A 15,482-nucleotide genomic window follows, 5' to 3' on the forward strand; every position below is an offset into this window, starting at 1 on the left:
GTTATCCGTAATGAGAATAGAGTGACTGACTTTACTTTGTTTTGAGCTCATACTCATTAACAAAGGTTAATTAGCACTGGTTTTTCCACCAAATCTGGTGATAATGTGCCCTCTTTCCATCTCACCTGAGGATATCCCCGTGAGCAAACAAACATTTGATCAAGTTGGGCTGAACCCAGCGTTACTCGCCACACTTGATTCCCTGAACTATACCCACATGACGCCAATTCAAGCTTTGAGCTTGCCTGCAATCCTAAAACATCGTGATGTCATCGGGCAGGGTAAAACGGGCTCAGGTAAAACCGCTGCATTTGGTTTAGGGGTTTTATCGAACCTCAACGTCAAACGCTTTCGTGTCCAGTCATTAGTATTGTGTCCAACGCGTGAGCTTGCAGACCAAGTAGCGAAGGAAATTCGTACTTTAGGTCGCGGCATTCATAATATTAAAGTGCTTACTCTCTGCGGTGGGATGCCAATGGGGCCACAAATTGGTTCGTTAGAGCATGGTGCGCATATCCTAGTTGGTACACCTGGTCGTATTTTGGATCACCTTGAAAAAGGCCGAATTGATCTTAGCGAACTGAATACCTTGGTGCTAGATGAAGCTGACCGCATGTTGGACATGGGTTTCCAAGGCGCATTAGATGCAATCATCGATGCAGCGCCAAAGCAGCGTCAAACTCTACTTTTCAGTGCTACTTTTCCAGAAAAAATTGAGCAAATTGCGCAGCGTATAATGCAGACACCGGAAGTGATTAAGGTGGAATCGACGCATGATACTTCAAGCATTGCGCAGTACTTCTATAAAGTTGAAGGCTCGGAAGCGCGTGATGAAGCATTGGCGAATTTGCTGCTGACTCACCAACCAGAGTCCGCGGTTGTTTTTTGTAATACCAAAAAAGAAGTGCAAAGTGTCGCAGATGAGTTGCATCACAAAGGATTCAGCGTTATCGATATCCATGGGGACTTAGAGCAGCGTGAACGCGACCAAGCATTGGTGCAGTTTGCTAACAAGAGTGTGTCTATCCTTGTTGCAACAGACGTTGCAGCGCGTGGTTTGGACGTTGATAATCTTGACGCAGTCTTTAACTTTGAGCTATCGCGCGATCCTGAGGTTCATGTGCACCGTATTGGTCGTACAGGTCGTGCGGGTAGTAAAGGTTTAGCGTTTAGCTTTTTTGGTGAGAAAGACGGTTTACGTGTAGCTCGTATTGAAGAATACCTAGAGATGGACGTGGTACCAGCAACATTGCCTGCCAAATCAAATCAGCAGCCATACCAAGCGAAGATGGTGACGATTAACATTGATGGCGGTAAGAAACAGAAAGTACGACCGGGTGATATTTTAGGTTGTTTGACAGGAAAAAATGGTATTCCAGGCTCTCAAGTCGGAAAGATTCACCTATTCCCTGTGCGCGCTTATGTTGCCGTCGAAAAGTCTGTGGCTAAAAAGGCTCTACAGACCATTAGTAACGGCAAGATGAAAGGGCGCCAGTTCCGGGCGCGAATTCTTAAATAGCTCAAATAGCAGAGACAAAGCTCTTCGTTTGAAGAGCTTTTTTCTTTTTTGAGTTTATTTGAGAGTGTGATCTTTGGTTAAGCGCGCTTTGATTCGGCTCAAACTGATTGGCGTAATGCCCAGGTAGGCCGCAATTTGACTATCGGTAATACGTTGCTTTAAATCTGGGTAATGAGCGCAAAATAATTGATATCGTTCTTCTGGAGAGTAGAGCAACATAAAGCGTTCTTTATTCTCTTTATTAACCAGTTGGTTTTCGAGTAGCTTTAAGTAAATGGCGTGCTTTTCTGCTCGCCAGTGATGCAACGTTTCAATTGGCAAGCAAAATAGCTGACAAGCGCTCAGCGTTTCCAATAAGTAAGGCGAAGGTTGGTCCTTTATTATGCTCTCAAACCCGATAACCCAGTCCTTCTCCCAATAAAATTCTTTACTGAATTCTTTGCCGTGCTCCGTGAGATAGCTTGCGTGGCATAACCCCTCAATGATGAAGTAAAGGTGTGAGCTAAACTCCCCTTGGTGATTAAGAATGTGGCGTGTAGGCAGTTCGAGTAACTCACCATTTTCAATAAGTTGGTTTGCTTCTGTCTCTAAAAAGCCATGTTTGACTAAGTCTGAAAAAAGATCGCTGTGCATGTGATAACTCGGAAACGGTTTTCTTTATTTTAACGGGTTTTATTGATAACAAAAAAGCGGCTCATGAGAGCCGCTTAGTGTTGTTGTCAAATCAACCTTATTTATTCAGATCGATTTGATAAATTGCGAAACCAATGTCGTCTGTTGACACGCGTTTCATTGGGTATTGTCCTTTCTCTTTGATGAACTGCGCCGCTTTATCGCTAGGGGAGGTTTCGAAACGAATATCTAGCTTGTTATCGGACTTAATCGGTGCGAAAGACCAGTTGTTGTCAGCGCTTGGTGTCACTTCTCCTTTTTCTTCACTCACGCGAGAAATATAAGTGGCGACGACAGAGCGGTTTTCATCTGGTGCGTCAAATGCAATGAAATCTGGGCCTGTACCAGGGAAAGTATTGCTATAAGCACGGTAGTTATTGGTTGCGATGATGAAATCTTGCTTCGGATTGACAGGCTTACCATTGAACGTCAGATTCACAATGCGCTGAGAAGCTGGATTAATCACTTTACAATCCGCATCGTACTTCGGCGGTTGGGTAACGTCGATTTGGTAGTTAACCCCATCAATAACATCGAAGTTGTACGTACGGAAATTATCCCAATCAATCAAAGATTGCGGTTCAGGATTGTTGATGTCGATGTGGTTGAATTGACCCGCACTGCACTCTAGCCATTCGCGAACTTCTTTACCTTTCACTTTCATCGCAACCAAGGTGTTTGGATATAAGTAAAGATCGGCCGCATTACGGAAGGTGAGCTGACCGGATTCTACTTCTGTAAAGTTATTCGGATCGTTCTTACGACCGCCGACTTTAAATGGTGCTGCCGCACTCAGTACTGGAATGTCAGAAAGGTCTGGGTCGCCTTGAATAAAGCGTTCTACGTAGTCTTTCTGAGCAAGGTTAACGATTTGAATGGTGGGGTCGTCCTGCACTAATGCCAAGAAGCTGTACATGACATCATTTGCTTTGCCGATTGGTTGATTTACAAATTCACGAGTGCCTTTGTGATCTTCTTCTAACGCTTTCACAATATCTGCATCGGCTTTAGCTAATGACTTCTTATTTACTTTATCGAAGATAGGGCGTGCTTCTGCTTGGCCTTCGACGACTTGCCATCTGCCGTCTTTCTCTTTCAGCATCAAATCCATCACACCTACGTGACTTCCCCAGCGGCCCGGCATCACGGACGTTACACCATTGATGGTCCCTTTATCTATATCAACACCAGGTAGGTTTGCGAAGTCTTTCCCTGGGAAGACGGCGTGAGAGTGGCCAAAAGCAATCGCATCAATACCTTCAACTTCTGTGAGGTAGTAAACAGAGTTTTCAGCGCCTAGTTTGTATGGATCAGTAGAAATGCCCGAGTGTGGAATCGCCACAATCACGTCTGCGCCTTCTTTCTTCATTTGAGGAATCAGTTTCTCTGCTGTTTCCTTAATGTCTTTAGCAAAGACTTTGCCTTCTAAGTTTTTCTTATCCCACACCATAATTTGTGGTGGTACAAAGCCGATGTAACCCACTTTTATTTGATGCGCTTCGCCGTTTGTGTCTTTAAATGTGTGAGTTTTGATGAGGTAAGGCTTGAAGTAATGCTCACCGGTTTGTTTATCAAATACGTTTGCATTGATGTAAGGGAAGTTAGCGCCCGCCAACGTCTTTTGTAGAAAGTCTAGGCCATAGTTGAACTCATGATTGCCAATGTTGCCCACATCGTAGTCTAGTTGGTTCATCGCCTTGTAGACTGGGTGCACATCGCCAGCGTTAATCCCTTTCGCCGCCATGTAATCGCCCATTGGGCTGCCCTGAATTAAATCACCGTTATCTACTAGTACCGTGTTTTCTGTCTCGGACTTAGCTTGTTTCACTATTGTCGCTGCGCGACTTAAACCGATTTGCTGTGATGGTTGGTCTTTGTAGTAATCGTAATCCATCACGTTGGTGTGAATGTCGGTGGTTTCGATAATACGAAGCTTGATGGTATCGGCCATTGCTGGGCCAGCAAGCGTTAGCATGCCACTTAATACTGCGAGGGAAATAGGATGAACTGCCACTTTCATTTGGTGCTCCAATTCAATGATAAGGGGAAATCGTACTGCGTAATGTATCAAACACAGATGCAACTCGATGATAAAGATACAGAAAACTGTGAACATTAATCAGTTTACTGAACCTTATTCATATTAACCGCCGACTTTTTCACGCTTTTGAATGAGACCAAACAAAAACTTCTTAGCAGATTTTTGAATAAAAAATGAAATTTTAGAATTTCAGGTAATATAAACGCCCCGCCATAATGCTTGCATAACGATATCAATGGACGATGAGCAAGCACATGGCAACGAACGATTCAGTCACTTCTTTTCCTAAACCAAAGCCCCGGTTAGTTTCTGACAACCCAGTCGCTGGTGTTACTCGTTTTGCAAAGCAATCGCTACAGCCTGGTGAAGTTGCCTTAGTAGGTGCAGGACCAGGCGATCCTGAACTTCTGACGGTGAAAGCACTGAACTGCTTGCAGCAAGCTGACGTGGTTTTGTACGACTACTTGGTGTCTGAAGAAATCATGGCATTGATTCCAAGCGATACGATTTTAGTGTGCGTTGGGAAGCGAGCTGGGCATCACAGTGTGCCGCAGGAGAAGACGAATCAGCTTTTGGTGGATTTTGCCAAGCAGGGCTACAAAGTAGTGCGCATTAAAGGTGGGGATCCGTTTGTATTCGGTCGTGGTGGTGAAGAGTTAGAAGTGCTTGCTGATGCCGGCGTTCGTTTTCAAGTTGTCCCTGGCATTACCGCAGCAGCTGGCGCAACCGCTTATGCTGGTATTCCACTGACTCATCGTGATTATGCGCAATCGGCCATCTTTGTGACTGGCCACTTGAAAGAAGAAAGTGATGAGATGGATTGGTCCACGTTGGCGCGTGGGAATCAGACTTTAGTGATCTACATGGGGCTGATGAAATCACACTATATTCAGAATCAACTCATTAAGCATGGCCGTTCAGCGTCGACTCCGATTGCCATTATTGAGCGTGGCACGCAGATTCAACAAAAAGTATTTACGGGAGAACTCTCCCAACTATCTGATTTATCGAAGGAAGCACAGTCGCCATCTTTGATTGTTGTCGGAGAGGTAGTGCGACTGTCTCAAAAGTTAGACTGGTTTTTGTCTAGTACTGAATTCAACAAAAGTGCTATTGCCAACTCCATATAATTTCAGACCAAAGATTAGAGACGTAATGCGCCTTCAAGCTTAAAAAGGAAATACAAAACATGGACCAACAACGTTTAACTCACCTTAAACAACTCGAAGCGGAGAGTATCCATATTATCCGTGAAGTTGCGGCTGAGTTTGATAACCCAGTCATGATGTATTCGATTGGTAAAGACTCATCAGTGATGCTGCACCTTGCGCGTAAAGCTTTTTACCCAGGTAAGATTCCATTTCCATTGCTGCATGTTGACACCGATTGGAAGTTCCGCGAGATGATTGAATTTCGTGATCGCACCGCGGCCAAATACGGTTTTGAGCTTTTGGTACATAAGAATCCAGAAGGTCTAGCCATGGGCTGTAGTCCGTTTGTTCATGGTTCTTCTAAGCACACTGACATCATGAAGACTCAAGGCTTAAAACAAGCGCTGAACAAGTACGGTTTTGATGCGGCCTTTGGTGGTGCGCGCCGCGACGAAGAGAAATCACGGGCGAAAGAGCGCGTGTATTCATTCCGCGATAAGAACCATACATGGGACCCTAAAAACCAACGTCCTGAGCTATGGAAGACGTACAACGGCCAGGTCAATAAGGGTGAGAGCATTCGTGTATTCCCGCTGTCTAACTGGACTGAGCTTGATATCTGGCAATACATCTATTTAGAAAACATCGAGATCGTGCCGCTTTACCTCGCGGACAAACGCCCAGTTGTTGAACGCGATGGCATGCTGATCATGGTTGATGATGATCGTATGGAGCTTCAACCGGGTGAAGTGATTGAAGAGAAGAGTGTGCGCTTCCGTACCCTTGGTTGTTATCCATTGACTGGGGCTATCGAGTCTGAAGCAAACACTTTGACCGGCATTATCGAAGAGATGCTGGTGGCAACGTCGAGTGAGCGCCAAGGCCGAGCGATCGACCACGATCAGTCAGGATCGATGGAGCTTAAGAAACGTCAAGGTTACTTCTAAAGGATCTAAGGAAAGATAATGAACAGTGCAGTTGAAGCTCAATTAGCCGAGCTTGGTATCGAAGGCTATTTAACACAACACCAGTACAAGTCGTTACTTAGATTCTTGACTTGTGGCTCGGTAGATGACGGTAAAAGTACACTAATCGGTCGCTTACTCCATGACTCAAAACAAATTTATGAAGATCAGCTAGCGGCAGTGCACTCAGACAGCCAACGTGTGGGCACCACGGGTGAAAAGCCTGACCTTGCGTTGTTGGTAGATGGCTTACAAGCTGAGCGCGAGCAGGGGATCACAATTGATGTAGCTTACCGCTATTTCTCGACGCAGAAACGTAAGTTCATCATCGCCGATACTCCTGGACACGAGCAGTACACGCGCAATATGGCAACAGGCGCATCGACGTGTGACTTAGCGGTGATCTTAGTTGATGCACGTAAAGGCATTCTTGATCAAACTCGTCGTCACTCTTTTATTTCCAACCTACTGGGTTTGAAACACTTTGTTGTGGCGATCAACAAGATGGATTTAGTGGATTACTCTCAAGAGCGCTTTGAAGAAATCCGCGATGAGTATCTTAAGTTTTCTGAGAACCTGACCGGGGATATTGATATTCAAATCATCCCGATTTCGGCGCTTGAAGGTGACAATGTGGTGGATAAAGGGCAAAACCTAAGCTGGTTTAAAGGCCCGTCATTGCTTGAACTTCTTGAAACGGTCGATGTGGATCAAGAAAAAGGTGCGGGTGAGTTCCGCTTCCCTGTGCAATACGTTAACCGTCCTAACCTCGATTTCCGTGGTTTTGCGGGGACGATTTCTTCAGGTTCGATCAAAGTCGGTGATGCCATCAAAGCATTGCCATCGGGGAAAACGTCAACCGTGGCACGCATTGTTACGTTTGATGGTGATATTGAGGAAGCTCGTGCTGGGTTGGCGGTCACTCTGACGCTAAGCGATGAGATCGATATTAGCCGTGGCGATTTGATTGTTCTAGACAATGCTCAAGTGGAAACCACAAACCACTTGCTTGCCGATGTGGTATGGATGACAGAGCAACCTCTGCAACCGGGCCGTGACTACGACATCAAAATCGCGGGTAAGAAAACTGTGGGCCATGTTGAAGCGATTCGTCACCAATATGATATCAACAACCTATCAACTCATAGTGCGGCAGAGCTGCCATTGAATGGTATTGGCTTGTGTGAATGGTCTCTCAATGAGTCAGTTGCGCTGGACAATTACCAAGATTGTGCTGATACCGGCGGCTTCATCATTATCGATCGTCTGACGAACGTGACGGTCGGTGCAGGCATGGTCAAAGAAAGCCTCGCGGTGGTTGAGCGCGATTTGACGGACATCTCTGCGTTTGAAGTTGAGCTGAATGCACTTGTGCGTAAACACTTCCCACACTGGGAAGCAAAAGACGTCAGCCAATTGCTGAAAAAGTAATTGGCGCGCCCGAGCACAATAAGCTCTGATTCTATCTGTTGTTGTGCTTGGGGCGTCGCTGCCTAACTGAGTTGCGAAATGCAGTTAGGTTATTCTCCTAATACCAGAATGCTTCGGTAAAGCCCAAGAAAACCGAGCATTCTGATGTTCTTTTCGCTTGCGCTGATTTTGGTCTGTTTACTCGTTTGTCTGGTGTCTCACGGATAAATGAGCCGTTGTTGTGCCCTTTGGGCGATTTGGTAAGGAAAGGCTATGTGGGAACAAGGGTTTGTATTAGCGATTTTGCTTGGCATTATCACTTGTTTGCTTGTCACAAAAATTAAGCCTAGTTATGTCTTTGCGGGTGCCGCTTTTATTGCATTTATGGCGGGAATGATGGATTCAGCCACGATCGCATCCAACTTTACCAACTCTTCGTTATTGACTCTGGTTCTATTGATTCTTGCATCGTGTGCTTTAGAAAAAACGTTACTGATCAGTTGGGTGAGCCGTAGTATTTCTGAAGGCCAGTTAGGTAGTGTGATCGCTAAGCTCGGTGTATCAACGGCCTTGCTCTCTTCATTCACGAATAATACTGCCGTGGTTGTTTCATTGATTGGGGCGATTAAGCGTAATCAGCAGCATGCGCCTTCGAAATTACTCATCCCGCTGTCTTACGCGGCCATTTTTGGTGGCACGTTAACTTTGATAGGTACGTCGACTAACTTAATCATCAACAGCTTTGTTGAAGATGCTGGTTTGCCGAGCCTGAGCTTTTTTACACCCACGATGATTGGCTTGGCGGTGCTGGTGGGAGGAATGCTGATTCTTATCCCGCTCAGTTACTTACTGCCGAACTACGATGATCAAAGCCAAGAAGATTTACCGTACTTTCTTGAGTCTCGCGTAGAGCCTGGTTCACCGTTAGTTGGGCGCACGGTCAGCGAGAATAATTTACGTGCGCTGCGCAAACTGTTTCTTGCGGAGGTTGTACGAGATGGCGTGACGGTTTCCTCTGTAGGACCGGATTTCGTACTCAATGCGAAAGACCGTTTGTTGTTTTGTGGTGATGTTGAGAGCGTCGCGACCCTGCAAGAAATTCCGGGCCTCAAGCTTTTTGGTCAGCAGCACTTGAATGGGCAAAATTTTATTGAAGTTGTGGTGAGCTCATCCGCGACGTTTTGCTATAAAACACTTAAAGAGAGCCGATTCCGCGATCGCTTTGATGCCGTTGTTGTCGCTATTCGTCGTGGCCATGAGCGCTTAGAGGGCGGTTTGGGTAGCATTACCTTAGCGCCAGGTGACACGTTAGTTCTGGTTCCGGGGAAGCGTTTTGAATCGGAGCGCCGAGCTCATCGTAAAGAGTTTGTTTTAGTGCATGATTTGGACTCTAGCGCTCGGCTTGATACAAATAAATCCTCCATCGTGCTACTGGGCTTTGCTGCCGTAATTGGGTGTGCGCTATTAGAGCTAGTACCGATTATTAAAGGCCTTGCCGCGTATCTTATCGCACTTATCGCGTTTGGCATTGTACAGATTTCAGAACTGCGCCGCCGTTTCCCAATTGATATCGTTGTGATTGTCGGCTCTGCTTTGTCCATCGCTCAATTGATGATCTCTTCCGGCTTGTCAGAGAGAATGGGAGCGATGTTTATTGAAGCGTTCAATGGCTGGGGCGTGTTTGGAGCCTTGGTCGCAACTTACATCATGACATTAGTGCTTACTGAACTGGTGACGAATAATGCCGCGGCTGCGCTTTCTTTTCCTATTGGCTATAGCATGGCGGTCGGTTATGGCGTTGATCCGATGCCATTCATTATGGCGGTCTTGTTTGGCGCTAGTGCGAGCTTTATTTCTCCCTACGGTTATCAAACCAACTTGCTGGTGTACAGCGTAGGAAATTACAAATTGACCGACTATGTGAGAATTGGTGTGCCGATTTCGATTGTGTACTCTGTATTAGTACTTACTTTGATTCCGGTCTTCTTCCCGTTTTAATTCCGATATTTACAAGGATACGTTATGACTGCCGAAACGACGGTAAAAGATGAAAACATTGTTTGGCACCAGCATTCGGTCGATAAACAGTTTCGTGCTGAATTAAAGAAGCAAAAACCTGCCGTATTGTGGTTTACTGGCTTATCTGGAGCGGGTAAATCAACCGTAGCGGGAGCGTTGGAAAATCGCCTTGCAGCATTGGGTTACCACACTTATTTATTGGATGGTGACAATGTGCGACATGGTCTGTGTAGTGATTTGGGCTTTTCTGAACAGGATCGTCGCGAGAACATTCGTCGTATTGGTGAACTGGCTAAACTGATGGCGGATGCCGGCTTAATTGTGTTGTCGGCGTTCATTTCACCGCATCGCGCAGAGCGACAGCTAGTGCGCGACTTATTGCCAGAAGGTGAGTTTATCGAAGTGTTCGTCAATGCATCTCTAGAAGTCTGCGAAGGTCGCGATCCTAAAGGTTTGTACCGCAAAGCACGTGCGGGGGAAATTCCTAACTTCACTGGTATTGATTCTGAATATCAAGCACCGAAGAATCCGGAAGTCGATTTACCAGCGGGCGAAAAAAGCGTCGATGAGCTGGTGGACTTGTGCTTGGAAGCGCTTAAGTCGCGTGCAGTGATCCGATAAATAAGCATTTGGATCATTGGTGACCTCAAGCTCTTTGAGCGGCTTAAGAAGCATTTAGATCATGGGTGGTCAAATGCTTCTCGAACTGCCTACACGGTATGATGAACCGTACTTTTAGCGTCACTATGGACACTAAATCTATGATTTAAAAGCGCAAGCATTTGGTCGTAGTAGTCGGCATGTGGTTTGTTACCGAGCAAGGTACAGAGCTCATTGCCTGTTGGCGTGAAGCGGTAATATAAAAGGCGGACGCCTTTGCTGTTCACGTTCAGCGACAAGTTTTTACCTTGGTAGGTGAGGATCAATGGCGTCTCGATACCAATTTCGCCAGATTCAAGCTCGGTACTATGCAGTAACCCTAGTTCAATCAACAGCAACAAACTTGAATAGGGCAACTGAAAACTTCCCATGTTTAAGCTGTTGGCGATGTCTCGTTTGCCGAAGCTAAATATTCCTCCTTGCGCTTTATAACCAATTAACAGCTTGCGACTGTGATCCCCTCCAAAACTGCACGCCAGAGAGGCGGCTCTTTGCAGAGTTTGCGCTTCTTTTGGTGACATATCTTTGAGGATTTTGAGCGCTTTCATAGACGTCGAGCCTGGGTTTGTTACTTCACGCTTCATCACTTGAGCCCATAACTTTTGCATCGCGCTGTTATGGATGTCTTGAGCCATTTCAAAAAAACGATACAACCAGTCTTGGTCGGGCTCTCCGGCAGTTTCATCTCGGCATGAACTGTGTGCTAGCTTTAAAATCTGCTCTAGGTTTTTTTGTCGCTGTTCTTGGCGTCTCTGTTCACGCAGTTGGGCTCTTTCAAGCGCGGATTTGGCTGGTGGATCGGTTTGCAGTAAGGCATCAAGACCGTGTATTTGGGCAATGGTTTTTACCTTGCTGGCACTGTCTTTGATGTAGCCCTGCTTCTTTTCTTGTTGCGTATTTTTTTGTGCGTTTGACTGATGTTCGATGACAACAGGTTGCTTTGTCGGTTCTGCCATTAATTTTCCTACCAAGAACTGCGCTGTTCGCTTGTTTAAATTTACACCTTATCTAACCAGGCGACCAGATAGGAGTTCTCAGTTTTTGAACGAATAGGGCTATCCAAAATGATAATGAGTTGTTAAAATTGTTATCGTTATTTTGGAGGGACAATGAAGTTCTCAGAAGCAGGTAAATTAAAAAAGCACCTGTCGATAGCGTTTCTTTTGGTTATTTATGTTGGCGTATTAGCGTATTTGTCTCGTTATATCGTGTAACACAGAACTAAAAAAGGCGCCGATGTGACGCCTTAGGTGTACCGATGCATGTCAACGACTTAAACTACATATCGTCGTAGGCTTCTATTTTCGATCCCTCAATAACGTAAGCCGTTTCAGCCAGCTCGTGGCTTATCGTTTCGGTTTTCAACTCCCCAACCACATATATGACATCCCACAGTTCTTGAACGGGTGCGCCTTTGGGAAACTTCACGTAAATGATTTGGTTTGGTGGCGGTGGTGGTACGTGGATACAAGCTCCAAAGTATGGCACCAACAAAAACTCGGTGACGGTATTCGCATCACCTTCAAGCGGGATGACAAAGCCCGGGATTTTAACTTGGCTTCCATTTAGCTCTGGTCGAACGTTACCAATTTTAGACTGTTGCGCTGCGCCGCCACTGTGATCAGAAGCTGGCATGCCCACGCTGTCGAACAGTTTGCGTTCTTTCTCAGGTACTAGATCAATCCAGTCGAGCGTTAATGGCTCCTCGCTTGCGAGTACTGGTGCTATAAATGAGACGATCAGCAAGCAACTTGCGAGTATTTTTCTCCACATTTTATTAAATCCTTATTGTCATTCCGTCACTTAGTGACTGTCGGTAGGCGCGAAAAGCCGGGATGAAACCAATTACAATTCCAGCGCATTGTACGAAACCTAATAACATCCATTCATAGGGCGATAAGAGGCTTAAAGTCAGATGTATTCCATAATGCTGTTGAATGATGGGTTGCACGATGGCGAGAATGGAATACAGCCCTGCCACTCCGGTCACAATTCCGGCGGCAGTAAGTAGACTGGCTTCGCTGATCAACAATGAGAAAACATGACGAGGTCTTGCTCCCATAGCGCGCAAAATCGCCATTTCACGGCGGCGCTCCTGCAAGCTGGTTAATAAGCTGCTTAGCATGCCGAGTAATCCTGCAATCACCACAAAGCCAGACACTGCCATTAAGGCTTGCTCGGCAACAGACATCATTCCCCACAGTTCATGCAACGCAATCCCGGGCATAATCGCGCTAAGCGGTTCTTTGGGATAAGTGTTGATTTGCCTTTGTAGGGCGAAAGTCTGAATACGAGATTTCAAACCGACCAGCATCGCGGTAATTTGCTTGGGCTGAAAGTCTCTGTTTTTGAGGTCTTGTGCCTTGGGTGTTGGGCCTAAACGTGCACCGCTTTCCCATCCGACGTGGATGGCTTCGATGGCTTCTAGCGAGACATGGACGGTTTTGTCGACTGGCGTGCCAGTGGGCGCAAGAATCCCGACAACTTTGAATGGCAGGTTGTCATGTCGGCTAAAGCCTACATCACTAATGCCGTGGGCAATGATGATTTCACTACCGACGTGATAACCCAGCTGTTTTGCGACATCAGAACCGAGCACGGTTTCAAATAAACCATTGAATTCTTGGCCTTCTGAAAAGGTTAGTGATTGCTTACTTCCGAATTTATAGTGTTCAAAATAGCTGTGGTTGGTTCCCATGACTCGGAATCCTTTGTGCGAGTCGCCAAGTGAGATTGGAATCGCCCAATCTACTGCTCGATGATTGGCAAACTCTTGGTAGCTCTTCCAGTCAATGTTGTTGGTGGCATTGCCAATGCGAAACACAGAGTAGAGCAGCAAGTTCACTTGTCCAGAACGGCCACCAATGATGAGGTCGGTGCCTGAAATTGTATTGGCGAAGCTATCTTTTGCCTGAGTACGAATGCGTTCTACTCCTAAAAGGAGTATGACAGAAATCGCGACTGTCATGATGGTTAATATTGCCGTCGCCTTACGATTGATTAAGCTCTTCCACGCGAGCTTTGCAACAGCGCTCATGATGCGGCTCCTAGGTTAGATGCTTGGTTAATATCTGGTAGGTTAAGTGTGCGGTCAAATAAGGGCTCAAGCGTTGGATCGTGACTGACGAAGATCAGCGTAGCGTTGGCTTGATTCGTTTGCTCCATCAGGAGTTCAATAAACGCTTTACGGTTATCGTGGTCTAGAGCGGAGGTTGGCTCGTCAGCAATCACTAACCCCGGATACCCAATGAGTGCTCGTGCAGCCGCAACACGTTGTTGTTGGCCAATGCTCAGTTCCGATACCGGACGAGCATGAAGTTCGCTGGGTAGGTGGAGTCTTTCAAGCAGAGCTTGAGCTTGCTCTTCTAACGTTTGAGATGACGTTCTTGAACGAGCGCGGCCACGTCGTGTTTGACTGAATTGGCAAGGCAGTAGTACGTTTTCAAGTACGTTTAAATAAGGCAATAAATTGAACTGCTGAAAGATATAGCCAATGCGATCGGCGCGAAATTTGTCTCTTTGACTTGCACTTAAACTAACAAGGTCAGTATTCAGTACGGATAGAGAGCCTGATGTTAACGTGTTGATGCCAGTTAGTAGGGCAAGCAGCGTAGATTTACCGCAGCCACTGGGACCTTTGATAAATACGTGCTCACCTTGGGCAATATGTAACTGTGGAATATGAATGGTTGCGTGTGTTGAACCGGGCCAGACAAACTGGGCATTATTTAGCTCAACAACATTTGACATGATTTCAGTCATACTAAATCACCAAAGCATTGGCGTGTAAGTGTGTACTTACACGCTACTCGTGTTATTTGATTACGATTTGGGAGTTATCTTTGCTCAGTTTGATGGCTGATTGCATGGTGTCAGTGAATATATTGACGTTGATTGACTCAGTCGTTGGAAATTGATTAAACCAGTCGGTTTGAATGTGACTGAGTTGGTTAACTTGGTCACAGCTGAATCGATATTGCACCGAAAACTCACCATGTCCGCCATTTTCATGCTCCTCATGGTGAGCATCGTGACCGTCATGGTGCTCATGTTCATCATGATGTTCATTGTGGTGATCATGGTGTTCGTGCCCTTCATGATCGTGATTTGTATGGTCATCATGGTCGTGCTCGCTATGATCATGGTCTTCATGAGGGGTGCTGAGGTTATGGTTTACGTAAGCTTCTTCAATATCACAATTGGCTTGCGCGTTAATAGCAAACAGTGTGTTGCTGTCTTCTAGGGTAGCAATTGCTTGTTTAAGTGCTTGCTCTTGCTGTTCATTTTCTGGAGCATGCTCGAAACCGACCACATCGGCTCCGGGAGCAGTAATCTCCACTAACAGATCCTTTCCATCTTGGGCGATATTAAATTCGACGTGACCATGCACATGAGCACCGTGCTGGCGGTATTCGTCCGCATTTGCTGCTGTCGATAAAGAGAGACCAATGACAAGCGCTAAAACATGTTTCGATGACATTTTGTGTTTCCTAATTTTGCTGGCACTAACCCGAGCAATACCGGATCAGATTTGTATTTACTAAAGTGCGATTCGCTGACACGTGAGGTGCAGGAATACGCACAAATTATGTTGAGTGTGGAATAGTTTGGAAATTAAGCAAAATAAGGCGGGGCACGAGCTGCACCACGAATGTCTTCACTATTAACAAGGCGCTGAAAGACATCATGGTATTGGATGCGCGTAAATGTTGGCGTCGATAGGGTCGGTTGAGCTTTGGCTATGCCGTGCTGAACCCCAGAAAATAGCTGGCAATGATGGTGTGTGTGGTGTTCGGGAGTCAGATCAACTTGATGAAGGATTACCGCAAAGTTCCAAGCGATCAGCAACGCGACACTGAAAAATAAAACAGTGCGATGCCAATGCTTCCGTATCTTTTGCTGGTGGTGGTACATCTGAGCTCCTCTTACCGACTGTTATAATATAACACCCATAATGAGTAAAAGTTCACTCTTTTGTTGGCTAGTGGGAAAATTTACGTCAATACATGCGATGTCGCCGAATCTGAGACAGTCTCCTTGGTGGA

The 15,482-nt window shown here is 45.9% G+C and carries 14 protein-coding genes; 6 read left to right on the top strand and 8 right to left on the bottom strand.

Annotated elements, in window-relative coordinates:
• The first annotated feature begins 139 nt into the window (after window positions 1–139).
• Window positions 140–1,519, top strand: a complete 1,380-nt coding sequence (gene dbpA, locus NL645_RS15665) for an ATP-dependent RNA helicase DbpA (protein WP_253652008.1) — start codon at window positions 140–142, stop codon at window positions 1,517–1,519.
• 54 nt (window positions 1,520–1,573) lie between these two features.
• Here dbpA and NL645_RS15670 read toward each other — a convergent pair whose 3' ends face one another.
• Window positions 1,574–2,152 carry a Crp/Fnr family transcriptional regulator gene (locus tag NL645_RS15670; RefSeq protein ID WP_017820293.1) on the bottom strand — a complete coding sequence of 193 codons (579 nt, stop codon included), beginning with the start codon at window positions 2,150–2,152 and terminating at the stop codon, window positions 1,574–1,576.
• Window positions 2,153–2,249: 97 nt separating this feature from the next.
• Entirely contained in the window at window positions 2,250–4,211 is a 1,962-nt protein-coding gene (cpdB, locus tag NL645_RS15675; protein WP_253652009.1) for a 2',3'-cyclic-nucleotide 2'-phosphodiesterase, read from the bottom strand.
• Between the two features lie 275 nt (window positions 4,212–4,486).
• Here cpdB and cobA point away from each other — a divergent pair, with 275 nt between their 5' ends.
• The 5 genes from cobA (at window position 4,487) to cysC (ending at window position 10,398) form a co-directional block, all read left to right on the top strand.
• Window positions 4,487–5,362: a uroporphyrinogen-III C-methyltransferase gene (gene cobA / locus NL645_RS15680; protein ID WP_031780800.1), complete on the top strand. Its 876-nt coding sequence runs from the start codon at window positions 4,487–4,489 to the stop codon at window positions 5,360–5,362.
• A gap of 59 nt (window positions 5,363–5,421) precedes the next feature.
• Window positions 5,422–6,330 carry a sulfate adenylyltransferase subunit CysD gene (gene cysD, locus NL645_RS15685; RefSeq protein WP_005379592.1) on the top strand — a complete coding sequence of 303 codons (909 nt, stop codon included), beginning with the start codon at window positions 5,422–5,424 and terminating at the stop codon, window positions 6,328–6,330.
• 18 nt (window positions 6,331–6,348) lie between these two features.
• Window positions 6,349–7,779 (top strand): sulfate adenylyltransferase subunit CysN, encoded by a 1,431-nt coding sequence (gene cysN / locus NL645_RS15690; RefSeq protein ID WP_046874053.1) that lies wholly within the window; start codon window positions 6,349–6,351, stop codon window positions 7,777–7,779.
• 252 nt (window positions 7,780–8,031) lie between these two features.
• Window positions 8,032–9,756, top strand: a complete 1,725-nt coding sequence (locus NL645_RS15695; protein WP_005392351.1) for an SLC13 family permease — start codon at window positions 8,032–8,034, stop codon at window positions 9,754–9,756.
• 24 nt (window positions 9,757–9,780) lie between these two features.
• On the top strand, window positions 9,781–10,398 hold the full coding sequence (gene cysC / locus NL645_RS15700; RefSeq protein ID WP_005392350.1) for an adenylyl-sulfate kinase: 618 nt from the start codon (window positions 9,781–9,783) through the stop codon (window positions 10,396–10,398).
• A gap of 89 nt (window positions 10,399–10,487) precedes the next feature.
• Here cysC and NL645_RS15705 read toward each other — a convergent pair whose 3' ends face one another.
• The 6 genes from NL645_RS15705 to NL645_RS15730 form a co-directional block, all read right to left on the bottom strand.
• Entirely contained in the window at window positions 10,488–11,393 is a 906-nt protein-coding gene (locus tag NL645_RS15705) for a TIGR03899 family protein (protein WP_164666526.1), read from the bottom strand.
• Between the two features lie 322 nt (window positions 11,394–11,715).
• Window positions 11,716–12,210: a DUF3299 domain-containing protein gene (locus NL645_RS15710; RefSeq protein ID WP_012841166.1), complete on the bottom strand. Its 495-nt coding sequence runs from the start codon at window positions 12,208–12,210 to the stop codon at window positions 11,716–11,718.
• 4 nt (window positions 12,211–12,214) lie between these two features.
• Complete coding sequence (locus NL645_RS15715) at window positions 12,215–13,474, bottom strand: ABC transporter permease (protein ID WP_253652010.1); 1,260 nt, start codon at window positions 13,472–13,474, stop codon at window positions 12,215–12,217.
• Entirely contained in the window at window positions 13,471–14,199 is a 729-nt protein-coding gene (locus NL645_RS15720; protein WP_253652011.1) for an ABC transporter ATP-binding protein, read from the bottom strand. The genes NL645_RS15715 and NL645_RS15720 overlap by 4 nt, the downstream gene beginning before the upstream one ends.
• Before the next feature lie 52 nt (window positions 14,200–14,251).
• Window positions 14,252–14,917: a DUF2796 domain-containing protein gene (locus NL645_RS15725; protein ID WP_104969024.1), complete on the bottom strand. Its 666-nt coding sequence runs from the start codon at window positions 14,915–14,917 to the stop codon at window positions 14,252–14,254.
• A gap of 134 nt (window positions 14,918–15,051) precedes the next feature.
• Window positions 15,052–15,351 carry a DUF2607 family protein gene (locus NL645_RS15730; protein WP_005392338.1) on the bottom strand — a complete coding sequence of 100 codons (300 nt, stop codon included), beginning with the start codon at window positions 15,349–15,351 and terminating at the stop codon, window positions 15,052–15,054.
• Window positions 15,352–15,482: the final 131 nt, after the last annotated feature.

The sequence above is a fragment of the Vibrio sp. Y51_MX_L26 genome, assembly GCF_024181935.1.
GTDB lineage: Bacteria > Pseudomonadota > Gammaproteobacteria > Enterobacterales > Vibrionaceae > Vibrio > Vibrio diabolicus.